Source organism: Kitasatospora sp. NPDC127035 (assembly GCF_042726075.1).
Classification (GTDB): domain Bacteria; phylum Actinomycetota; class Actinomycetes; order Streptomycetales; family Streptomycetaceae; genus Kitasatospora.
In genome coordinates this window covers 24128-44621 of sequence record NZ_JBHXDN010000013.1, presented here as the reverse complement: position 1 = coordinate 44621, position 20494 = coordinate 24128, and the positions used below count along the sequence as shown (strand labels likewise).

Sequence of the window (20494 nt, the reverse complement as noted above, 5' to 3'; positions counted from 1 at the left end):
GTTCGGTGCTGACACGACCCAACGCGGGATTCGCCGATCACACAATAGCTGCAGCGCAGTCCGGTCAATGGCTGACCGAATCGACTCAGGGGGTTGCTTCCTGGGGTGCTGCCTCACCGGGGGTGTCCACGATGCCCCAGGCGACGAGGGCCGCGGAGTCCACCTCGTCCCCGGATTTGCCCCACGGGCCGTCCTTGATCAGGACCGTGCGGGTACCGAGCAGACGCATCGTCTGGCGGTCGAAGATCCACTCGAAGCGTTCGCCGTTGTGGACGCGGGCCACGGCCACCCCGCGGCGGCCGGCGGCGTCGACGGCGTCGTCGACCGCCACCACACCGGGGATGCGGGCCGCCGCACGGTAGAGGGCGGCGCTCAGTCGCGGCGGCACGACCGTGCTGCGCAGGAGGTCGCCGATCGCGACGAAGGACTCCTGGTCGGGCCCGGTGGTCGAGTCGGAACCGCGTCCGTGATCGCGCACGGCGTCGGCGTGGATCTTCCTGAGCAGCAACTCGGGGTCGGTCGGAAGGGTGGCCAGCAGGCGGTAGGAGGAGGACGTCAGGAGGGAGCCGTCGAGGGCGGAGAGCGGTTCGTCGGCGCCGGCGTGACGGGTCAGCCCGGGCCGGCTGCCGTCGACGGAGGCCCACTTCTCGGTTTCGGTGGTGGTGGTGCCGCGCCGCATCGTGCCGTCGGCGGACTCGCTGAGCGAGGTGGAGTGGCTGACGGTCCTGAGGTAGGTGTACTGGGCGTCCCGGACCGAGGGCTCGGGGCCGGACCAGGCGACCCGGGCGGCCCGGTCGAGAAGTTCGACGGAGGCCGCGGTGGCGGGGGGCGTCCGGTTCGCCGAGGCTCCGGTGCCCTGGGTGAGGGTCACCGCCATGAGGGTGGCGGCGGTGCCGACGGCGGCCACCAGGGCGAGGCCCCGCCAGCGGGAGGTCAGGGCGGCGAAGGGACGTGACCGGTCGAACTCGTCCAGCAGGAACTCGCGGCGGGCGGCCATCTGGTCGAGGGACGGGACCGGATGCGGGGGCGGGGGCAACAGGCGGGCCAGTTCGCGGCGCTCGCCGTGCTCGTCCCACCTGTCGTGGTCGGTGGATGCGGTGTTCATGGCCGGCTCTCCTGGTGGTGCCCCACGGGCTGACGGCTGGCGGCGAGGTGGTGGGCGCGGTCGTGCGGTGGCTCCGGCGGGTCCTCGGTGTCGACGATCCGGCGCAGCTTGTCCCGCACGCGGGAGAGTCGGGAGCGGACGGTGCCCACGGGTATGCCCAGGGCGCGGGCGGCCTCCGCGTAGCCCAGCCCGGACCAGACGACGAGGGTGAACACCTCGCGCTCGGGGGCGCCCAGCTGGTCGAGGGCGCGCACGGCGGCGGCGGCCGTGTTGGCGTCCGTGATCCGGCCGACCACCTCGTCGGCGAAGTCGGGGATCGGGTCGCGGCGGGGGAGGCGGGACATCGCCTCGCGGTGACGGCGCGCGGTGCGGGCCGTGTTGCGCAGGACGTTGGTGGCGATCGCCAGCAGCCAGGCACGGGGGTGCAGGACCTCGTCGCGGAGCTTCTTCCGCAGCCGCCAGGCTTCGAGGAAGGTCAGGGAGACGATGTCGTCCGCGAGGTCGCGGTCCCCGGTGGATCTGTAGGCGTGCGCGAAGACCGTGCGCGCGTGCTGATCGTAGAGCTCGGCGAAGACCTGGCGGTCGCCGGGCTGCGCCTGCTTACTGGACAAGGAGGACTCCACGCAGATCTGGTGTCCGCAGCGGGGGAGTGGTTCCAGGGAATGTTGAGGAGATGTGGACGACCGGTGCCTCCCGGGAGGCACCGGTCGCGCCGAAGCAGCTCAGACGTCGAACTCGCCGTTGCGGATGCCGGCGAGGAGGTCACGCCACTCGGCGAGGGTCAGCTCGGCTATGGAGGAGGGTTGGAGACTGCTCCGGACGTACACGGCCTCGGAGGTCACCGCCACCTCGGGGCAGTTGTTGGCGTTGGCGCACGACGCGGGGCGCATCCAGGAGAGTTCCTCCACGGGTTAGAGCTCCTTCTTGATCTGCGTGATCAGATTGCGAGAGTCATCGACGGAGAGTGACCGCTCGGCCATCACTTCTATGATCCTGCGGTACTTGTCGAGGTGTTCTGTCGTGTGCAGGAAGGTGGGCCCTTCGACGGTGTCGTACTGCAGGGTGTCGAGGCGTGGCACCGGGCCGCTCATGTAGACGAGTGCTTGGCCTGACCCTTTGAAACCGCCTGCTGCGAAGCTGATCACGCGTAGCGTCACATGTGGACGCTCGGACAGCTCAAGCATCCACTCCAACTGCTCTCGCAGCGAATCGCGACCTCCGAACTGCATACGGAGCGCGGCTTCATGCACGACGGCGGTGTAGGGCGGTGCGCCCTCAGCCATCAGGACCTCGGCACGCCGCATACGGTGCTCGATACGCGTTTCCACTGTCCGTGGAGTCAGCGGTGTTTGGGCGTCCCGGAAGATTGCCCTGCTGTACCGCTCGTTCTGCATAGGGCCTGGTGGGTGACAGATCTGATAGGACTGCGTCGCCCTCGCGTAGTACTCATGCTCGGCGAGGTCGAGAAACCCGATCGGCACTGCTCCTCGATACTCTTCCCACCACCCCTTGGAGCGGTCGCCTGCCATCGTCGCAAGGGCAGTGACGAACTCGCTGTTGGTTTCGCCGTATTTGTGGGCGAGAGCCACCACTCTCTCCGGCGTCACCGCGTAGAGCGCCTGCTCGATGAGTGTGATCTTCGTGCGGTCCACGCCGAGGATCGTCGCGGCCTCGGCGGTTGTCGTGCCGGCGGCATCTCGCATCTTTCGTAGCTCGATGCCAACCCGCTGCCTTCGTGCGCTGGGGGTAGGTGGCATGTGACCAAGCATCCACCGGGACCGTTGTGCGAGTCCAGCCGCATCTGACGGTACAAGTATCGGATCAGCTGGTACATGTACCGCCGAATGCTCTACAGTCTGTGATGCACCGCTCACCGGACGGATTGTCATCAACGTCCCGGATCAGGGCAGTTGGTACCTGCTGCCCGGGCACCGAAGAGCACTCGTGCGCGGCGTCGCCATCGCCGCCGCGACCTTGCTCACGGCGACGCACCCCGTTTCGGTGTGCCCCACCTGCACCGCTGGGAGACTCCCCATGTGTAACCTCAACTCCCCTTCCCTCGCCATCGCCCGAGCCGCGCTCCGGGACGCCATGGTCCGCAGCGGGTTCCACCCCGAGGCCATCGCCGACGCCGAGCTCGCCCTCGCCGAACTGATCGTCAACGCCTGGCGGCACGGCCGGACCACGTCGCCCGTCGTCCTCGTCCTCGTTCTCGACCGGACGCTCCGCGTCTCGGTCGGCGACGACTCCTCCGACTTCCCCGAACGGCGAACGCCCGCCGGCCTCGCCGAGTGCGGCCGGGGACTCCAGCTCGTCGACGGCCTCACCCACCGCTGGGGGACCGAACCGCAGAAGCGCGGCAAGATCGTCTGGTTCGAACTGGATGCCGCCGCGTGAACCTCCCCACCGTTCGCGAGGGTTGGCCGCCGTGCTCGGGCTGCTGATCCTCGTCATCGCGGCAGCCGTCGTCGGCGCCGTCTGCCAGGTCCGCACCCAGGCCCTCCGTGATCGCCACCACGACCAGGACGCCTCCGCCCCCGAGCGGACCCGCATACCCGACTGACCTGCCGACCCGCCACGTCCTGCGGCGCGTCCGGTTCACGCGCCCCCGCCGTCGGGCGGGGGCGCGAACGGCGGCTGCGGCCTGGCGGATCGCGGCAGTCGCTTGATCGGGTGGAAACCCGGGTGCGGCGAAGTGCAGCCCCATCGCATGGCCGTGCATGCGCGGCCGTCACCGCCGGTTCTGCCGGACAGGCCCGTTGGTACCGTTCCGGTATGACGCGACCTGCCAAGTTCGGTGCGCTCCTCCTCGCGGCGGTGACCGTGACGGCGGCCCTTGGCGCCTACCTCGTGGTCCGGTACCTGGACGCCACCGGACCGCCGCCGAGCCCGGTCGGGCGCTGGTCCGGCGACAGCATCAGCCTGGTCTTCGACGAGAGCGGACGGCTCGGCCCGTCCGTGGTGCCTGCCGAGGCATGCCCCACACACAACCCCTTGGCGGCGGACGGCCCGTTGGAGGTTTCCTCCGGCACCTGGGCGGAGACGTCCGACGCGGACGCCGGCTACCTGGTGAGGGTGCAGTTCACCCAGCCCGAGGAGTGTCTGCTTGTCCTGACCAGTCGGGGAGGGAAGCGCGAGAGGCCCACCCTGTGGTGGAGTTCCGGCGAGCGTTCCTGGATTCTGACCAGAACGTGAGGCCCGACCGCCGGCGACCGGGACCGGTGTTCTCGTAGGTCCGCGCTGATGACCCCCGAATTGGTGAAACTCATTCAGCCGGGATCGAGCCCCCATGCTGCAGCGTTCCACGTTGTCGGGGGCTGTCCGGCGCTGGACGTCGTCTTGGCGTCGATCAGTAGTCGTGCGCACTGGGATGATTGCGCAACGGCTCTGGCTCGGCCGATCCCGGAGGCGCGTCTCAGGAGGGTTCTCGATGTCCTTTCAACCGGATGACGCAGCCCGCCGCAGTCTGGAGGGTGCACACGCCAGGGCTGCCGCCTTCCTCGGCCTCGCTTGTACCGGTCCATCCGTCTTCGGCACCTCCGGGTCGACCGTCGGCCGCCGCGCAGGGCAGCTCTGGCTCCGCGTTTCCAGCAGCCGGCGCCGGTTCGCCCCCCGGCCGTCCGGTCAAGGGCCCCTTGGAGCCGAGCAGTGCATTCCGGAGTCTGTCCCGCGTCCACGGCTGCACGACACCATGGACTGGACGGACGACGACCGGTTCTACCAGGCCGACGTGTTCGACCTCACCGGTCCGGCGGTTTCCTCGACACCCGACCTCCGGGAGGACCCGGTACTGGAGGACGGATGGTGGAGCGGTCTGAGGACCGCGTTGGCCGGGATCGCCAAGTCCTCCGGCACGAAGATCACCTTGCGCCAGGAATGGATCGAGGAGGTCTTCCCGAAGTACCCCGGTATCCCGGCCCCCTCGACGGTCGAGCGCACCACCGGGCACGGAGACTTGCAGTGGGCCAACCTGACCGGCCGGCCGCTCGCCATTCTGGACTGGGAGCGCTGGGGACTCGTGCCCGTGGGCTACGATCCCGCGGTCCTGTGGGTCAGCAGTCTCCGGGTGCCCCCGGTCGCGGTCCGTGTCCGGGCAGAGTTCTCCGATGTCCTCGACTCCCCGGCGGGCCGCGTGGGCCAGTTGATCGCCCTCGCGGAAATGCTCCAAGCCGTTGACCGCGGGCACTATCCCGAACTGGCGCCGCTCGTCGCCGCAGCAGCAGCCGACCTCACCGGTGTCCGGCCCGGTTGCTGACCGCGGATGCCCGGGCGTGGTGCGGATTGTGCCGGGAACGACCGGCGCGCCCCCGCCGTCGGGCGGGGGCGCGTCGGTCGTTCAGCGGTGGCCGCCGGGTTCGGCGTCCGGGTGTGCCGTCGGATCAGGGGGTCGTGCAGACGGCGTACGCCCTGATGGACTCGTCGACGTTGTTGGTGTTGGTCCCACGGACGATCCAGGCGCTGCCGCTCGGGTAGGAGTCGGTGAGGAAGATCCTGAAGGCGCTGGTCGTGCCGCCCCCACCGGTGGGCACCTGGCCGGACGGACAGAGCACGGCCGCCGACAGGTTCTGCCCCGGGTGCACGACGACCGAGTCGCCGGTGACCTGCGTGTGCGCGGACAGTAGGGACGCGTCGGCGGCGGCCTGGTTCCCGGGGACGACGACGGTCGGCTTCTCCTTCGGGCGGGCGGCCCCGCGGTCGTCGGCGGTGGCGATCGCGGCGCCTCCGACCAGGATTCCGACGGCGCCGAGCGCAGTCAGGGCGAGGGGGATCGTGCGGGCCATTCCGGCCTCCTGAGGTGTGGGCTTCGACCTGTGCCGACGAGGGCGGTGGCACCCTGCGCCGACTGCGATCAGTACCCGACCCGCTCCCGCCGCCGCCGTCGGGCGCGGCGACCGGCTACCCGAGCGGAGGAACACCGCCCCTCGGCCGGTCTAAGAACTCCTCACACAAGGAGCCACCGGACATGACTGCCCGCCATGTCGCGCTCGCCTCGGCATCGGCGAGGTGTGGGGGCGTGCGACTGCCCCCGAGGTGGTGCGGCGCGAGCTGTGGGAGGTCGAGGACGGGTGTGGGCGCGGATTCGAACCGCCGCCCTTCGAGGTCACGCAATGCCGGCTTTGCGTTCCGTCAGTTCGTAGAGCTCACGGTCCGGAGCCCGAAAGTGCAGGTACCGCTCACGTTCGTTCTCGCCGATCGGCCCTACCTCGACGCCCGCTTCGCGCAGATCCGCCGCCGCAGCGTCGAGATCGTCCACGAGGAAGCCGACGGACCGGGGCGCCCCCATCCCGCCGGGCGAGGCCACGGCGAAGGTCGACCCGTCGGGAAGTTCGAACAAGTCGGCCTCAACGCCGCCCACCTCAACACGGGGCAGGCCCAAGGTGTCGCCGAGGAAGTCGGCCATCTGAGAGCGGTGGGGTGTGGACGTGCCCGCGAAGACGAGGCCGAGGATGCGCATGCCGTCATACTCTCCCAACTCAACTACCCCAACGAATCATTTGGTTGAGCCCTCACAGCCGCCTCGCCGTGGCGGAGGGCTTCGGGCCCACCGCCACGGGCGTCGAACGGCGTCGGCACGTGGAGGCGGGCGGCCGACGGTCCGGCGACACCTGCGCCGCGCGCTTCAGCTCTCCTCCAGCACCGCCCGGATCACGTGCCGGGCGTTGGCCGCCATCAGCGGGTTGGTCTCCCGGTAGTACGGCAGCGCCCCCAGTGCCTGCGCGAGTGTCCGCCCCCTGCCGCGCCGCCAGGTCGCGTCGTCCACGTCGAGCGCCTTGCGGAAGACCTCCCGCCCCTCGGCGGGCAGCAGGTTCCAGGCCGGGAACATGTCGCAGGCCGGATCGCCGACGCCCGCGCACCCGAAGTCGATCACCGCCGTGAGCCGGCCCCCGGCGTCCACCAGCAGGTTGCCCGGCATCAGGTCCGAGTGCAGCCACACCGGCGGCCCGTCCCACACCGGAGCCCGCAGCGCGTCCTCCCAGACGGCGGCCGCGGCGTCGCAGTCGACGCCCTCCTCGGGGAGGCCGCGTAGTTCCTCGATCGCCTCCCGGGTCGACTCGTCGAGCAGCCGGACCGGCCCGCCCCGGTAGGCGGCGGGCCCGCCCGGGAGGGTGATGCTCCGCATCGCCGACACGAACCCGGCCAGGTCCTCGGCCAGCGGGACCGGCGCGGTCAGCGCGCCGGCCTCCGGGTTCCTCCCGTCCAGCCAGCGGTACACCGACCACGCCCACGGATACCCCTCGGCGGGCCCGCCGAGGGCGATCGCCGCCGGGATGGCCGTGGGCAGGAGCGGTGCCAGGCGCGGCAGCCACTCCTGCTCCGTGGCGACGTCCACCTCGCCCCAGTCGACGAGCGGCAGCCGGACCACCATGTCGTCGCCCAGCCGGTACATGGCGTTGACAGTGCCGCCGGACGGGAAGCCCCGCACCGGCAGCCCCGCCCACTGCGGGAACCGACCGGCGACCAGTCGCCGTACGAGGTCCTCGTCGATGGCGTGCTGACCGGGGTGCAACTGCCCTGTGCTCATGGGACACCATCCGACCGGCGGGCGGCGACGGGCGTCAACCGCTTTTCCCCCCGCCCCGTCCGGTTCCGCCCCCGCTCGGTTCCGGGGGCCGGTCAGCGGGTGGCCGGGCCGAGCTCCACGCGAAGCTCCGGCCCGGTGCCCGGGATCGCTCCCACGAGCGGGGGAACCCCGGCGCCCGGGGCCACACCGGCGCCGACACCGGCGCCCGCGACCGGGCCGCACAGCGTCTTGGCCAGGAGCGAGCCGATCGCCTCGCCGCTCGCCGAACTGTCCGTGCCCAGGTACGGGTTGTGCGACAACGCCAGCTGCCGCCGCCCGTCCCCGGTGCCGACCAGCAGGGTGCTCCACCCGGGAAGGCCGCCGTCGTGGCCCCAGGCCGCCTCGCACCCCGGGCCCAGATCGATCCGGAACACACCGAGGCCGTAGCGCAACTCCGGCGTCGAGGTTTCCACCGTGTCCGTCAGCGCGGCCAGTTGGGCCGGCCGCAGCAGCTTCCCGCCGAACAGGGCGGCGTGGAACCGGTTGAGGTCGGCGGTGGTGGAGATGCCGTTGCCGGCCGCGTCCACGACGGTCGTGTTGTACCGGGTGACGTCGGCCGGTCCGGCCGGCATCGCGGCGTAGGCGTGGGCGTGCGGGCCGCCGAGGCCGGTCTCGGATCCCGGGAAGGAGGTGTCCTCCAGGTGCAGGGGCCGGACGATCCGCCGTTCGACCTCGCGCTGCCAGGTGTGGCCGGTGACCTTCCTGATGATCATCCCGGCGAGGACGTAGTTGGTGTTGGAGTAGTGCCAGCCCTGGCCGGGCGCGAAGTACGGCGGGTGCTCGGCGGAGACCGCGGCCAGCTGCTGCGGCCGGTAGTTCCGGTAACGCCACGTCCCGTACACGAAGTCCTGCAGTTCGGCCTCGGTCTTGACCAGGAACCGGTCGTCCTCCGTGAAGTTGAACAGGCCGCTGGTGTGGTTCAGCAGCTGTCGGACGGTGATCGCGCCGCCGTTCGGGACGACGCCCGGAAGGTGGCGCTCGACCGGGTCGTCCAGCCGGATCCGGCCCTCCCCGACGAGCTGGAGCACGACCGTCGACACGAACGACTTGGTCACGCTGCCGATGCGGAACCGGCCGTCCGACCTGGCCGGCTGCCCGTCGGCCAGGTCGGCGGTCCCGGCGGCGCCCCGCCACAGGGGGCGGCCGGCGTCGCGGATCTCCGCGAGCGCGGCGGTCATCCCGCCGTGCTCCACGAGGTGCCGCAGTTCCTGCTGTCCGTCGACGCGGGGCCGACGTTCCTGCGCGGACCCGGTCGCGGATCCTGATGCCCCCGCCGCCGCCACCGCTGCGGTAGGAGCGAGCGTGACGACGGTGGCCCCGGCCAGGGCGACGGCTGCGAGCCGCAGCCCCGCCCGGCGTCGCCGGTACGGAGATCGAGCCTGAACGATGGTCATGGTGCCCCGCCCCTTCCGGCCCGGCCCCGGGCCGTCCGCACCACGATCGCACCGAACGGAACACCGGCGCGTCGTCCTGAGGGGGTCATCGACCGTGCGTCCCGAGGACCGGACGCCCGGCCGAAGGGAGGGTGTGACGCACGGTCAAATCATCGTCAAGGCGCTTGACTTGTCGAGGCCTGCCGTATCAGCGCAGCGTCTTGAAGGTCGTCGACGGCGGGCCGCCGTCCGCTCCCTTCGCCGCGGGGGTCCCCGGGGCCGCCGCCGTGTCCGGGCCGCAGGCGGCCCTCAGGATGAACGTGTTCAGCGTGGTCTCGGTCTCCTCGGTCTCGGTGCCCTCCAGCAGGTTGAACGAGAGGGCGAACTGCCGCGAGCCGTCCCGCACCCCCAGCAGCACCGAGTTGAACCCCGGGATGCCCCCGGTGTGGCCCCAGACCTCGCCGCACGGCAGGTCGTAGCGGATCAGGCCCAGCCCGTAGTGCGCGCCGATCATCGGCGCCGGGACGGCCGTGGTCATCTCGGCCAGCCGGGCGGCCGACAGCAACTTGCCGCCGAACAGGGCGGCGTGGAAGCGGTCGAGGTCGCTGGTGGTGGAGATGCCGTTGCCGGCCGCGTCCCCGACGGTCGGGTTGATCAGGGTGACGTCCGCCGGACCCTCCGGCAGCTTGACGTACCCGTGGGCGTGCGGGCCGGGGATCCCGGGCCACGAGCCCGGGAAGGAGGTGTTGTCGAGGTTCAGCGGCTCGACGATCCGCTTCTCGACCTCGCGCTGCCAGGTGTGGCCGGTGACCTTCTTGATGATCATCCCGGTGAGGATGTAGTTGGTGTTGGAGTAGTGCCAGCCCTGGCCGGGCGCGAAGTACGGCGCGTGCTGCACGCCGACCGTGACCAGCTGCTCCGGGCGGTAGTTCGTCCAGCGCCCCTGGGCGAGGAACGCGCGCAGGCTCGCCTCGTCGTGGAAGAGGAACTGCGGGTCCTCCAGGTAGTCGTACAGACCGCTGGTGTGGTTCAGCACCTGCCGCAGCGTGATCGCGCCGCCGTTCGGCACGACCCCCGGCAGGTAGCGGTCGACCGGGTCGTCCAGCCGGAGCCGGCCCTCGTCGGCCAGCTGCAGCACCACGGTGGAGACGAAGGTCTTGGTGATGCTGCCGATCCGGAACCGGCCGTCGGCGCGCGCCGGACGCCCGGAGTCCAGGTCGGTGACGCCGGCCGCGTCGCGCCAGGTCCGGCGGCCGTTCTCGCGCGTCTCGCCGAGCGCGGCGGTCGAGGAGCCCCGCGAGACGATGTCCCGCAGCTCCGGGCCCAGGTCGACGGACGGGCGGTGTCGGTCGGACGAGGCCGAGGAGTCGGCGGAGTCGGTGGCGGTGCCGGCCCCCGCCGCCACCGCCGTCGGGGCCAGCGAGACGACGGTCGCCCCGGCCAGCGCGGCGGCGGCGAACCGCAGGGCGAGCCTGCTGCGGCGGCGCGGCCGAACGAAGTGGTTGGCGTGCATGGTGATCCCTCCCGGGCCCGACCTCCGGGCCCCGGCCACCACGTTCGCATCCGCACCGCGCCGCCCGCGTCGTCCTGCGGAGGGTGCCGCGGTGCGTCCTGCGGGTACCCCTCCGGAGCCGAACGGCGGGGGACGTTCGTCGTCAAATACTCTGCGGGTGGCTTGACTTGATGTCCGGGATGGGCGCATCGGGGCCCGCCGTGCCACCGCTGCTGCCGGTGGGGCGGACCGTGCTGTCGGTGAGGTTGGTGGAGCCGCTCAGCGCAGGCGGGAGGACGAGAGGATCGACGCCAGGTGGGCGACGACCATCCCCCAGGTGATCACCGCGATCGCCGCGACCGTCCCCTGCGTCGGATCGGTGGAACCCACCACCGCGTCCGCGACCGCCGCGGCCAGCAGCACCAGCGACGCCTCGATGCCGTTGGTCACCCGGTGGATCTTGAGGATCGAGCCCAGCCGCCGCGCCGTCGCGATGCCCTGCGACCGCGGCTGCGTCGACTCCTCGTCCGCCGGGGCCAGCCCGCTGCGCGCCCGCGCCACGTCGACCAGGTCCGTGGACGCCTTCAGCAGCACCACGCCCAGCGCGGCCGCCAGCCCCACCGACACCCACAGCTCCGACCCGCCCCGGGCCGCCCGGACGCCCGCACCGATCATCAGTGCGGCGTCCGCCAGGTAGGCGCCGAGCCGGTCCACGTACACCCCGGCCGTGCTGAACCGGCGCGTCCAGCGCGCCACCTCGCCGTCCACGCAGTCGAAGAACAGGAACCCCTGGAACAGCACCGCCGCCAGCGCGGCCCCCGCCAACCCCGGGATCAACAGCGCCGCCCCGGCCCCGACCCCGCACACCACCATCAGCCAGGTGAGGGTGTTCGGCGAGACCGACGTCCGCACCAGGTGCCGGGTCGCCCGCAGGGAGAGCCGCCGCATGTAGAGCCGGCCCGCCCAGTGCTCCCCGTTGCGGCTCGCCAGCTTCGCCTGCGGCTGGCAGACCTCCCGCAACTCGGCCAACGCCGGAGCAGCGACCACCATGACGACATCCCTCCACCTGTCCGTCGGCCGGGGACCCGTGTGGTCGGCGGACGACGAAAACGATCAGCTCAGGCTAGAGCAGCGCCACCCGCCGGTCGGCTCCCGGTCAGGGGCGGGGGACGGGTGGTCGGCACGGGGCCGGGGCGGCTCACCGGGGCGGCTCACCGGGGCGGCGGCCGGGCGGCGCGCCGCCCCGGTCGGCCGCCGTCAGACCAGCGCCACGCCCGCGCCCACCGGCACCGGCGCGTTACGGTGCAACCACGCCCGCTCGGCGGCCGACCACGCGGTGGTCGTCAGCAGGTAGACCCCGGCGGCCAGCGGCACCAGTGCGGCGAACAGCACCGTGCCGAACGACAGGTACGGCAACAGCGCGAGCGCCGGCTGCGGCAACGCGGTCTCGGCCGCCGGACCGCCCTTCGCCCCGCCCTTCGCCCGGCCGCCCCGAGCCTTCCTCGCCTGCTCCGCCTGCAACGCCTGCTGCTCCTTCTGCGCGGCCTGCGCCCGACGGGCCCGCCGGAAGCCGACGTACGCCACCGCCGCCAACCCGGCGTACAGCGCGCCGAACACCACCCACTGCGCCACGCCCTGCGCGCTCCCCGCGTGCAGGCCCAGCGGGACGCCGAACAGGGTGTGGCCGAGCAGGTCGTTCGGCGTCGTGAACAGCCGGTACATCACCGAGAAGAACGGAATCTGCACCAGCATCGGCAGACATCCGGCGAGCGGCGAGGACTTCTCCTGCGCGTACAGCGCGGCAAGGGCCTCCCGGAGCTTCTCCGGCCGGTCCTTGTGCCTCCGGTTCAGCTCGGCGACCTGCGGCGCCAACCGGGTCCGGGTCTGCTCGCCCCGCGCCGCGGCCCGCGCCAGCGGGTGCAGCGCCAACCGGACGCAGACGGTGAACAGGACGATCGCGAGCGCCGTCGGCACGACCTGGGCCAGCGCGGCGACGACGTCGTGGGCCAGGCCGACGGCCGGGTCGAGAAATGCGAAAACGGACATGGTGGAGCGAGCCCTCCGGGGGTCTCGGCGCGCTGCGGCAAGCGGCATGCGGCGCGTACGACACGGCGTACGGGGCATGCGCGGCGGAAGGCCGGCGGCGCGCGGAAATGAGTGGTCGGCGGAGGACGGCCGCGTCAACGGCCCAGCAGTCGTGCGGGGGGTTACGCGGCCGCCGGGGCCGCCCCCGGCGCCCTGGGGCGTCGCCGGCCCCGGGCATCCGGATCACGCTGCGGAAGGAACGCCGTCCTGAACGCGCGTCTGCGCAACACCCCGGCCCTGACGGCGGCGGGAGCCCGCGCCCCCAACAGCCGCGAGACGACCAGCGCCCCCGCGACCGCTCCGGTCACCAGCACCACGGCCGCTGCGGCCGCCACCGAGGCCAGCGACCCGCCACCCTCGACGAGCCACTCCCCACTCAGCACCCGGAACACCCCGAGCAGCATCGCGACCAGCGCCACGGCGTGCTCCTTCCTGTGCTCCGGACCAGTGCTCCAGCCCAGGATACGGCCGGGCTGCCACAGAGGTTCCCGACTCGGTTCAGGGAACGTTCATCGCGTACACCCACACCTGGACGGGGTCGATCCCGGTCCGGCTTCCCAGCCAGACCTGGCTCTCCACCCGTTTGGTGTGTCCGGGCTGGTGCGATACGAAGATGCCGCGCCGCAGCGTGAGCACGCCGGAAGGATCGGGTGCCCCGATGTGCCGGAGGTCCCGCAGGGCGCTGTTCCTGGGAGCAGGGGCGGCGTCCTTCCACTGCGCACCGCCGAGTCCGGCCGCGAAGCTGTCCACCGCGTCGGCCGACAGCCGGAACGCCATGACGGCCGTGTCGTCCTGGAAGCCCTCGACATACCCCCACCGGACGTCGCTCGCTCCGGCCGGGATCGGCACCTGGGCGAAGTCGGAGATCTCGGCGGACGTCATCGTCGTCACCCAGGAGCCCGGCCGCCCGCTGTCCGCCGTCGGGTTCCGATCCTGCTCGACCAGCCAGTACAGGCCCCCGGCGGCGCCTGCGGGGAGAACCACCAGGAGGAGGACCAACGCCGCGATCAGCCATCGGCGCCGACGCGGAGCGGAGGCCGTTCGGTGTTCGTTCGTCGCCACTACCGTGTCTCTCGGCCCATGTCGCCGGGCCCGCCTTCGCGGTCGTCTCCTGCCACCTTGCCGGTTCCGGGCGGCGGGGTGGCAGTGTTCCCGTCGAGGACCACGGTGGTGGGAGTGCTATTGCCCGTGATGTCGAACTCCTGGGCCAGGCCGGTCTGGTGCAGCGTCGCCAGGTCGCTGTCGCTGACCGACGTCCCGGCAATCGGAGTGGATTTCCCGGGGTCCCAGTTGTAGCGGTCCCAGAGGTTGACCTGGTACTCGACGGTGACCACGGGCCGGCCGTCCGGACCGGGCCTCGCCGTCGCCACGCCTGATGCCGAGTAGGCGTGGCTTCCGATGGCCAGGTACCAGTTCTCGGTACTCGGCCTGTCGATCGTCCGGTGGAGGCCGGGAGTCTCGATCGGGACGGCCACCGGTGCGCCGCCCGACTTCTGGTAGGCGTCGAGTGCCGTCTGTCGCCACTGTTCCCCGCTGGACGACACCGCCTCGGCGACGTCGTCGCGGAACGTCGGGTCGTCGCGGAGCAACCGGTCGACATCGACGGCGAGTGGCTTTCCGGATCCCTCCAGGAAGTGCTGCATGTGACGACCGGCGTCCGTTTTGCCCTCCAGGCTGCCCAGACCGACCATGCCCTCGGTCTGCCACCAGCTCGTCAGCTCGGCCATGCTCGGGTTCCGGGCGGCGAACGGTCCGGCCCCATCGTCGGGCTGCTCCCACTCGTAGACGGTCGGCCCGAGAAGCCCGGCGTTCACCAGCGCGGCCCGTTCGGAGGAGAGGAGACCGGCCCGGACCGCAGGGTCGAGCGCGGCCCACCACGCTGTGCGGGCCTTCGGATCGCTCGGCATCCCCGCAGCCCGTGCGAGGTCGTCACGCGCGTCCTGAACGGCGCCCGGGCGGGTTGCCGGGTCGACCTGGGTGGGGTCGAGGGCGCGCAGGGCCGCGGCGGCCGTGGTGTCGGCCTCGGTGGCCGTGGTCACGGCCTTGCGCATGGCCTCGATGTGCTGCTGTACCTCGTCCCACTTCCGCTTCTGGTAGGCGATCGAGTCCGGGTCGTTGCGCTCCTCGGCGGGGAGGGGCGGCAGGGTGACGGTGCCGTCGTCCGAGACGGTCGCGCCGAGCCCCTCGGCGTCGCCGACGGCGCGCAGCAGGTCCTGCCTGGCCCGGGCGAACGCGGACTCGGCCCGGCGCAGGGCGGCCGTGACGGCGAGTGCCTCGTAGCGGAACGCGGTCAGCTCGTCGGCCAGCAGGCCGATCTCCCGGGCGGCCTCGTCGGCCGCGAGGCCGGTCCACGCGCGGCTCCCCGGGGCCGAGAACGCGTGCGGTCCGACTCCGGTCAGCGGTTGCAGGACGCCCGACCGCAGCCGGCCGGCGATCTGTTCGACGTGTCCGGAGACGCCGTTCCAGGTGTCTCCGGCCTTGCCCAGCGGTTCGAAGGAGCTGTGGCGGAGCTGCGCGAAGGTCACCACGGCTCACGGCGCCTTGAACGTGGAGGCGGAGGACCCGTCGGTCGACCGGTAGGCGCCGGCGGTGGCTTCCAGCCGGTCGGCGGTCAGGCCGAGGCGGTTGTCCATGCTGGTCCAGCGGGCCTTCCACCAGGTGAGGACCTGGGAGAGCGCGGCCCCCGTGCTCCAGCAGTCGGCGGACAGCGCCCGGGCCGCCGCGCCGGTGTCCGGCTCGATGTGGAGGACCGAGTTCCTCAGCTCGCCCTGGAGGCGTCGGGACACCCCGGCCGCCTGCCGGAGGGCGGCCGGTTCGACGTGGACCGGGGCGCTCCCGGAGGTGCCGGTGGCCCACGGGCCCGGGCCGGTGGCCTGGGCGGGGATGCCGGCCGGTGGGCCGTCCTGGCCGTAGAGCCAGGGGTTGTGTTGTGCCTCGGTGGTGTCGGTCATGGCCAGAGCCCCCTCTGTCCGCCGTGCGCTGCGTCGACGGTCGGACGTTAGCGCACCGACGGTCCGGGTGTGGGGCGTTTCCGGAGGGCGGTGCAGGGGTGTAGCCGCCGGTGCTACACGGGGCTACCTTGGAAAGCATGAAGACGATTACCCAGCGGGAGTTCCGGAACAACTCCGCAGCGGTGATGGACGCGGTGGAGGCGGGGGAGACCTTCCACATCACGAGGAACGGGGTCGAGGTCGCGGAGCTGCGGCCGGTGTCGGGCCGGCGGCGGCTCACGGCGGAGGAACTGGTGGCGCGGCACGTGAAGCTGCCGCGGGTCGACTACCAGCAGATGCGCAAGGAGGCCGAGGAGTACTTCGGTCCCGAGGAACTGGTGGGCGACGAGGACGGCGACCCGTTCGAGCGGCGGCGTGGCTGAGCGGCGGAGAGCACCCCGTCGCCGGCGGCCGGCCGGGGTGCTGGACACCTGCGTCTACATCGACCTCGCGCTGCTCGGCGCGGCCGACCTGCCCGCGGTGCCGGAGCTGACCGCGATCACCTTCGCCGAACTCCAGCAGGGCGTCTCGATGGCCCGCGACCCGGTCAGCCGGGCGGCGCGGCTGGAGGTGCTGGGCGCGGCGATGGCCGACTTCGAGCCGCTGCCGTTCGACGCGGCGGCGGCGGCCCGGTACGGGACGCTGGTCACCCTGACGATCGCCGCCGGCCGCCAGCCGCGCCCGCGCCGGATCGACCTGATGATCGCCGCGATCGCCTCCGCCCACGGCCTGCCGCTGTACACGCGCAACCTGGCGGACTTCAAGGGGCTGGGTCCGGCGGTCGAGGTCATCGGGATCTGAGGGTCGCCCCTCTCCTCCCCCTCCCCGCTCCGGTCCTCCGTTCGCCTGAGGAAGCCTGAGGAAGCCGGAGGGGGCGGGGGAGGCGTGGTGCCGTGGGGCTCCGGGGTTCAGCCGAGCCGGACGGCGGTGCCGGTGGCGGCGGAGGCGCGGGCGGCCTCCAGGACGGCGAGGGTGGCGACGGCGTCGCGGGGGTCGACCGGGGGCGGGGTGCCGGGGTCGGCGAGGGCGGCGGCGACGCCCGCGTAGAAGGCCGGGTAGTCGCCCGGGTCGGTCGGCAGCGGGGCGGCGGTCTCGTCGGTGCCGAGGGTGCCGTAGGACGCGGGGTCGTCGGCGCCCCACGGGGCGGTGCCGTCGGGGCGGCGGCCGGCCCGGAGGTCGGCCTCCTGCGGGTCCATGCCCGACTTGACGTAGCCGGCCCTGTCGCCGAGCACCCGTAGGCGGGGGCCGACGAGCGGGGTGACGGCGCTGGTCCACAGGTGCGAGCGGGTGCCGTCGGCGTGGGTGAGGGCGAGGAAGGCGTCGTCGTCGACGACCGCGCCGTCCCGGCGGACGTCGATCTCCGCGTACACCGTCTCGACCGGCCCGAACAGGGCGAGCGCCTGGTCGACCAGGTGGCTGCCCAGGTCGTACAGGGTGCCGCCGACCTCGGCGGGGTCGGCCAGCTCGCGCCAGCCCGGCTTCGGCTTGGGCCGGAACCGTTCGAAGCGGGACTCGAACCGGTGGACCCGCCCGAGTGCGCCCTCGCGGACCAGACGGGCGGCGGTGAGGAAGTCGCCGTCCCAGCGACGGTTCTGGAAGACGGTGAGCAGGGTGCCGTGCGACTCGGCCAGCTCGCAGAGCTCCAGCGCCTCGGCGGCGGTGGCGGCGAGCGGCTTGTCGACCACGGTGGCCAGACCGGCTTCCAGGGCGGCCCGGGCGAGCGGGACGTGGGTGCGGTTGGGGGAGGCGATGACGACCAGGTCGAGTGCGTCCGGGTCGGCGAGCAGCTGCTCGGGGGTGTCGACGGCGCGGGCGTCGGGGTGCTCCCGGTGCAGCTGGGCGCGGCGGTCGGGGTTGGCGGTGACCACCGCGTCCAGTCGGAGCCCGGGGGTGGTGGCGATCAGCGGGGCGTGGAACGCGGAGCCGGCCAGGCCGTAGCCGATCAGGCCCACGCGGAACGGGCGGGCCGGGTCGGCGTTCCGGGAGACGGGGCGCGTGGAGGGGGTCATGGGCCCTACTCAACCACGGGGTGTCCGGTCTGCCCCGGTTCCTGCGTCACGGGGACCCTCCGGGGCGCCCGGGGAGGGGGGCGCGCCCCGGAGGGCTGTCTGCGGCGGTAGCTGTCGCCGCCGCGGTGGGGGTCGCGGCGGCAGCAGCTACCGCAGCGCCGAGGGGGTCCGTCCGGGCCCCTGGTCGGCGTGCCGTTCACGCTAACCGTGCCGGGCGGTTCTGCTGAGGGGTCATCACTGCGGTTAGGGGTGGGTTAAGGACTCGTTGAGACGGGGCGGGGCGGGGGAGCGGTGCGGAGGGACGGTCCTGCGGTGATCCTTCTCCGGCCCGTCCCGCACTCGTCCCGTACTCGACCTGTGCCCGTTCCCCGCGCGTCCCGTGCCCGTCCCGCTGGGCGGGACATGCTGCCGTCGGCCTGGTGTGCGGATTAGGCTGTGCCCCGTTGGGGCAGCCAGCAGTACCCCCGGCGGTCCGGTGTCCCGAGGAGGGTCCGGCCGGTGGGAGGCGCAACGGTGACGACGGTGCGCCGCAGTTTCGTATGACCATCGCACTACATGGCAAGACTTCGGGAGACACGCACGTGGCAGACCGCAAGCCCATCGAGTCCTGGCTGACCGACATGGACGGCGTCCTCATCCACGAGGGCACGCCGATCCCCGGCGCGGAGGAGTTCCTTCGTCGGCTGCGGGAGTCCGGCAAGCCGTTCCTGGTCCTCACCAACAACTCCATCTACACCCCGCGCGACCTCAGCGCCCGCCTGGCCGGCATGGGCCTGGAGGTGCCGGAGGAGTGCATCTGGACCTCGGCCCTGGCCACCGCCAGCTTCCTGAAGGGCCAGCGTCCGAACGGCACCGCCTACGTGATCGGCGAGGCCGGCCTGACCACCGCGCTCTACCAGGCCGGCTACGTGCTGACCGACAACCACCCGGACTACGTCGTCCTCGGTGAGACCCGCACCTACAGCTTCGAGGCGCTCACCAAGGCGATCCGCCTGATCAACCAGGGCGCCCGGTTCATCTGCACCAACCCGGACGAGACCGGCCCCTCCACCGAGGGCGTGCTGCCGGCCACCGGCTCGGTCGCCGCGCTGATCACCAAGGCGACCGGCGTCGAGCCGTACTTCGTCGGCAAGCCCAACCCGCTGATGATGCGCGAGGCGCTCAACACGGCCGGCGCCCACTCGGAGACCGCCGTCATGATCGGCGACCGGATGGACACCGACATCGTGGCCGGCATGGAGGCGGGCATGGAGACCATCCTGGTGCTCACCGGCCTCACCGCCGCCGCCGACGTGGAGCGTTTCCCGTACCGGCCGACCCGCGTGTTCAACTCCATCGCGGACCTCGTCGAGCTGGTCTAGCCTCGGCACTGCTGTTGCGGGCTCCGCCGCCCCGGCCGACGGTCGGGCGGCGGGGCCCGTTCGCTGTGCGCCGAGGAGGGGCGGATGGGTACTACGGGGGAATCACCGGTGGCGGTCGAGGAGAAACGGGTCACCTGGGCGGAGCTCTACTTCGACCTGGTCTTCGTCTTCGCCATCACCCAGGTCTCCGGTCTGCTGCACCACCACCACGACTGGGCCGGCGTCGGCCGGGCCCTGGTGGTGTTCGTGCCGGTCTACTGGTGCTGGGTCGGCACCACGGTCCAGGCCAACATCCGGGACGTGGACAACCCGCGCGACCGGCTCGGCATCCTCGCCGTCGGGCTGACCGGCCTGGTCATGGCGCTGGCCGTGCCCGGCGCGTACGGGGGCCGGGGCGTCCTGCTCGGCGCCGGGTACTGGGCGGCCCGGGTGGTCCTGCTGCTGCTGGTCGTCCGCGTCCCGGGCGTGTGGCGCGGACCGTACGGGGTCGGTGTGCTGGTCAGCGGACCGCTGCTGTTCGCCGGCGGGCTGCTGCCGGAGGGGCCGCGGACGGTGCTCTGGGCGCTGGCGGCGCTCTGCGACCTGTCCGCGCCGGTGCTCCTGCGCCGCCGGCTCGCCGCGGTGGCCTACCACCCCGTGCACATGCCGGAACGGTTCGCGCTCTTCCTGCTGGTCGCGCTGGGCGAGTCCATCGTCGGGATCGGCGCCACCGCGGCGGGGGTGCCCCTCGACGCGGCCGAACTCGTCGCCGTCACCGCCGCGTTCACCATCTCGGCGGGGCTCTGGTGGCAGTACTTCGTCCACGCGGCCGACGCCATGCGGCACGCGGTCACGGTCGCCGAGTCGCGCCGGGACGTCATCCGGCGCGTCTTCCAGTACGGGCACCTGGCGCTGGTGGCCGGGGTGATCGCGGTGGCGGTCGGCTTCGGCGAGACGGTGGCCGACCCGCGCCGGGCGCTCGGCGCGGGCACGGTGGCCCTGCTCTACGGGGGCTGCGGGCTGTACCTGCTCGCCTTCGGCTACACCCGGTGGATGATGTTCCGGAGGGTGGCGACCACCCGGATCGTGGCGGCGGCGGTGGTGCTGGCCCTGGCCCCGGCGATGGTGCGGTGGCCGGCGATCACGGCGCTGGTGGCGCTGGCGGTGGTGCTGGTGGTGCTGAACGTGGTCGAGCACCTCCGCGTGGCGCGGGCGGGGACCGCGGCGCCCGGCGGGGCGGCCCCCGGCGAACCGGTGGCCGCGGGTGCCGTCGTGGGCCCTGCGGCCCCGGTTGCCCCGGTGGCACCCGTGGCACCGGTGGCACCTGCGGCACCTGCGGCACCTGCGGCTCCGGCGGAGTGAACTGTCAGTGGGCCTGTGTAGCGTTCGGTGTGGAAAGAGGGCGTGCGGCGCAAGGGCCGCAGGGCGTCCGAGGGTCGGGGCGGTGCGGCGGTGAGCGGCCGTCCGGTGGGAGGTTGATGTCGTGACGGACACGGTCGAGGCGGGCGTGACGGAGCCGGGTACGCCGGAGGCGGGCG

General features: G+C 72.6%; 24 protein-coding genes. 8 read left to right on the top strand and 16 right to left on the bottom strand.

Annotated features, from left to right (window positions below; genetic code table 11):
* Positions 1-85: 85 nt before the first annotated feature.
* The 4 genes from ACFWIC_RS11415 to ACFWIC_RS11400 all read right to left on the bottom strand — a co-directional run bounded on the left by ACFWIC_RS11415 (position 86) and on the right by ACFWIC_RS11400 (position 2862).
* Entirely contained in the window at positions 86-1105 is a 1020-nt protein-coding gene (locus ACFWIC_RS11415) for a CU044_5270 family protein (protein WP_380517906.1), read from the bottom strand.
* A complete protein-coding gene (locus tag ACFWIC_RS11410) occupies positions 1102-1716 on the bottom strand; it encodes an RNA polymerase sigma factor (RefSeq protein ID WP_329952464.1) in 615 nt (204 codons plus the stop codon). Before ACFWIC_RS11410 ends, ACFWIC_RS11415 begins: the two co-directional genes overlap by 4 nt.
* A gap of 111 nt (positions 1717-1827) precedes the next feature.
* Positions 1828-2013, bottom strand: a complete 186-nt coding sequence (locus ACFWIC_RS11405; RefSeq protein ID WP_380517903.1) for a DUF397 domain-containing protein — start codon at positions 2011-2013, stop codon at positions 1828-1830.
* Between the two features lie 3 nt (positions 2014-2016).
* Positions 2017-2862, bottom strand: coding sequence for a DUF5753 domain-containing protein (locus ACFWIC_RS11400; RefSeq protein ID WP_380517900.1), 846 nt, complete (start codon positions 2860-2862; stop codon positions 2017-2019).
* Positions 2863-3139: 277 nt separating this feature from the next.
* On the opposite strand from ACFWIC_RS11400, the gene ACFWIC_RS11395 reads away from it, so the two are divergent.
* From ACFWIC_RS11395 to ACFWIC_RS11380, 4 genes are all read left to right on the top strand, one after another.
* Positions 3140-3502, top strand: a complete 363-nt coding sequence (locus ACFWIC_RS11395) for an ATP-binding protein (protein WP_329883659.1) — start codon at positions 3140-3142, stop codon at positions 3500-3502.
* Positions 3503-3524: 22 nt separating this feature from the next.
* On the top strand, positions 3525-3668 hold the full coding sequence (locus ACFWIC_RS11390) for a hypothetical protein (protein ID WP_355399206.1): 144 nt from the start codon (positions 3525-3527) through the stop codon (positions 3666-3668).
* A gap of 212 nt (positions 3669-3880) precedes the next feature.
* Complete coding sequence (locus ACFWIC_RS11385) at positions 3881-4300, top strand: hypothetical protein (RefSeq protein ID WP_380517897.1); 420 nt, start codon at positions 3881-3883, stop codon at positions 4298-4300.
* A 535-nt stretch (positions 4301-4835) separates the two neighbouring features.
* A complete protein-coding gene (locus tag ACFWIC_RS11380) occupies positions 4836-5360 on the top strand; it encodes a hypothetical protein (protein WP_380517895.1) in 525 nt (174 codons plus the stop codon).
* A gap of 124 nt (positions 5361-5484) precedes the next feature.
* Here the strand turns inward: ACFWIC_RS11380 and ACFWIC_RS11375 are convergent, their stop codons facing one another.
* The 11 genes from ACFWIC_RS11375 to ACFWIC_RS11325 all read right to left on the bottom strand — a co-directional run bounded on the left by ACFWIC_RS11375 (position 5485) and on the right by ACFWIC_RS11325 (position 15568).
* On the bottom strand, positions 5485-5886 hold the full coding sequence (locus tag ACFWIC_RS11375) for a hypothetical protein (protein WP_329952461.1): 402 nt from the start codon (positions 5884-5886) through the stop codon (positions 5485-5487).
* A 320-nt stretch (positions 5887-6206) separates the two neighbouring features.
* Positions 6207-6560, bottom strand: coding sequence for a hypothetical protein (locus tag ACFWIC_RS11370; protein WP_380358505.1), 354 nt, complete (start codon positions 6558-6560; stop codon positions 6207-6209).
* A gap of 165 nt (positions 6561-6725) precedes the next feature.
* Complete coding sequence (locus ACFWIC_RS11365; protein ID WP_380358508.1) at positions 6726-7628, bottom strand: aminoglycoside phosphotransferase family protein; 903 nt, start codon at positions 7626-7628, stop codon at positions 6726-6728.
* 92 nt (positions 7629-7720) lie between these two features.
* Positions 7721-9061 (bottom strand): serine hydrolase domain-containing protein, encoded by a 1341-nt coding sequence (locus ACFWIC_RS11360; protein WP_380517892.1) that lies wholly within the window; start codon positions 9059-9061, stop codon positions 7721-7723.
* A gap of 187 nt (positions 9062-9248) precedes the next feature.
* The gene (locus ACFWIC_RS11355; protein ID WP_380517889.1) at positions 9249-10553 is read right to left on the bottom strand and encodes a serine hydrolase domain-containing protein; all 1305 of its coding nucleotides are present in this window, start codon (positions 10551-10553) and stop codon (positions 9249-9251) included.
* 258 nt (positions 10554-10811) lie between these two features.
* Positions 10812-11582 carry a CDP-alcohol phosphatidyltransferase family protein gene (locus tag ACFWIC_RS11350; protein ID WP_329883665.1) on the bottom strand — a complete coding sequence of 257 codons (771 nt, stop codon included), beginning with the start codon at positions 11580-11582 and terminating at the stop codon, positions 10812-10814.
* 207 nt (positions 11583-11789) lie between these two features.
* Entirely contained in the window at positions 11790-12578 is a 789-nt protein-coding gene (locus tag ACFWIC_RS11345; protein WP_380358518.1) for a YidC/Oxa1 family membrane protein insertase, read from the bottom strand.
* A 161-nt stretch (positions 12579-12739) separates the two neighbouring features.
* A complete protein-coding gene (locus ACFWIC_RS11340) occupies positions 12740-13036 on the bottom strand; it encodes a DUF6412 domain-containing protein (RefSeq protein WP_329952455.1) in 297 nt (98 codons plus the stop codon).
* Between the two features lie 79 nt (positions 13037-13115).
* Positions 13116-13679 carry a hypothetical protein gene (locus tag ACFWIC_RS11335; RefSeq protein ID WP_380517884.1) on the bottom strand — a complete coding sequence of 188 codons (564 nt, stop codon included), beginning with the start codon at positions 13677-13679 and terminating at the stop codon, positions 13116-13118.
* Positions 13679-15145 (bottom strand): hypothetical protein, encoded by a 1467-nt coding sequence (locus tag ACFWIC_RS11330; RefSeq protein WP_380517881.1) that lies wholly within the window; start codon positions 15143-15145, stop codon positions 13679-13681. Before ACFWIC_RS11330 ends, ACFWIC_RS11335 begins: the two co-directional genes overlap by 1 nt.
* A 3-nt stretch (positions 15146-15148) precedes the next feature.
* The gene (locus ACFWIC_RS11325) at positions 15149-15568 is read right to left on the bottom strand and encodes a hypothetical protein (RefSeq protein WP_380517878.1); all 420 of its coding nucleotides are present in this window, start codon (positions 15566-15568) and stop codon (positions 15149-15151) included.
* A gap of 137 nt (positions 15569-15705) precedes the next feature.
* Between ACFWIC_RS11325 and ACFWIC_RS11320 the strand changes: the two genes are divergently transcribed.
* Together ACFWIC_RS11320 and ACFWIC_RS11315 are read left to right on the top strand one after the other, a co-directional pair.
* Complete coding sequence (locus ACFWIC_RS11320) at positions 15706-15990, top strand: type II toxin-antitoxin system Phd/YefM family antitoxin (protein ID WP_188295332.1); 285 nt, start codon at positions 15706-15708, stop codon at positions 15988-15990.
* Complete coding sequence (locus ACFWIC_RS11315; RefSeq protein ID WP_329952452.1) at positions 15983-16408, top strand: type II toxin-antitoxin system VapC family toxin; 426 nt, start codon at positions 15983-15985, stop codon at positions 16406-16408. Before ACFWIC_RS11320 ends, ACFWIC_RS11315 begins: the two co-directional genes overlap by 8 nt.
* Positions 16409-16515: 107 nt before the next feature.
* Here the strand turns inward: ACFWIC_RS11315 and ACFWIC_RS11310 are convergent, their stop codons facing one another.
* Positions 16516-17616, bottom strand: a complete 1101-nt coding sequence (locus ACFWIC_RS11310) for a Gfo/Idh/MocA family oxidoreductase (protein WP_380517874.1) — start codon at positions 17614-17616, stop codon at positions 16516-16518.
* A 581-nt stretch (positions 17617-18197) separates the two neighbouring features.
* Here ACFWIC_RS11310 and ACFWIC_RS11305 point away from each other — a divergent pair.
* Both ACFWIC_RS11305 and ACFWIC_RS11300 read left to right on the top strand, forming a co-directional pair.
* Positions 18198-18977, top strand: a complete 780-nt coding sequence (locus tag ACFWIC_RS11305; RefSeq protein ID WP_329883673.1) for an HAD-IIA family hydrolase — start codon at positions 18198-18200, stop codon at positions 18975-18977.
* 84 nt (positions 18978-19061) lie between these two features.
* A complete protein-coding gene (locus ACFWIC_RS11300) occupies positions 19062-20318 on the top strand; it encodes a low temperature requirement protein A (RefSeq protein ID WP_380517871.1) in 1257 nt (418 codons plus the stop codon).
* Positions 20319-20494: the final 176 nt, after the last annotated feature.

Excerpts from the sequence above, each read along its gene's own strand:
- ACFWIC_RS11415 (WP_380517906.1), bottom strand. The coding sequence starts at position 1,105 with ATGAACACCGCATCCACCGACCACGACAGGTGGGACGAGCACGGCGAG.
- ACFWIC_RS11400 (WP_380517900.1), bottom strand. The coding sequence starts at position 2,862 with ATGCCACCTACCCCCAGCGCACGAAGGCAGCGGGTTGGCATCGAGCTA.
- ACFWIC_RS11395 (WP_329883659.1), top strand. The coding sequence starts at position 3,140 with ATGTGTAACCTCAACTCCCCTTCCCTCGCCATCGCCCGAGCCGCGCTC.
- ACFWIC_RS11385 (WP_380517897.1), top strand. The coding sequence starts at position 3,881 with ATGACGCGACCTGCCAAGTTCGGTGCGCTCCTCCTCGCGGCGGTGACC.
- ACFWIC_RS11375 (WP_329952461.1), bottom strand. The coding sequence starts at position 5,886 with ATGGCCCGCACGATCCCCCTCGCCCTGACTGCGCTCGGCGCCGTCGGA.
- ACFWIC_RS11370 (WP_380358505.1), bottom strand. The coding sequence starts at position 6,560 with ATGCGCATCCTCGGCCTCGTCTTCGCGGGCACGTCCACACCCCACCGC.
- ACFWIC_RS11365 (WP_380358508.1), bottom strand. The coding sequence starts at position 7,628 with ATGAGCACAGGGCAGTTGCACCCCGGTCAGCACGCCATCGACGAGGAC.
- ACFWIC_RS11360 (WP_380517892.1), bottom strand. The coding sequence starts at position 9,061 with ATGACCATCGTTCAGGCTCGATCTCCGTACCGGCGACGCCGGGCGGGG.
- ACFWIC_RS11355 (WP_380517889.1), bottom strand. The coding sequence starts at position 10,553 with ATGCACGCCAACCACTTCGTTCGGCCGCGCCGCCGCAGCAGGCTCGCC.
- ACFWIC_RS11350 (WP_329883665.1), bottom strand. The coding sequence starts at position 11,582 with ATGGTGGTCGCTGCTCCGGCGTTGGCCGAGTTGCGGGAGGTCTGCCAG.
- ACFWIC_RS11345 (WP_380358518.1), bottom strand. The coding sequence starts at position 12,578 with ATGTCCGTTTTCGCATTTCTCGACCCGGCCGTCGGCCTGGCCCACGAC.
- ACFWIC_RS11325 (WP_380517878.1), bottom strand. The coding sequence starts at position 15,568 with ATGACCGACACCACCGAGGCACAACACAACCCCTGGCTCTACGGCCAG.
- ACFWIC_RS11320 (WP_188295332.1), top strand. The coding sequence starts at position 15,706 with ATGAAGACGATTACCCAGCGGGAGTTCCGGAACAACTCCGCAGCGGTG.
- ACFWIC_RS11310 (WP_380517874.1), bottom strand. The coding sequence starts at position 17,616 with ATGACCCCCTCCACGCGCCCCGTCTCCCGGAACGCCGACCCGGCCCGC.
- ACFWIC_RS11300 (WP_380517871.1), top strand. The coding sequence starts at position 19,062 with ATGGGTACTACGGGGGAATCACCGGTGGCGGTCGAGGAGAAACGGGTC.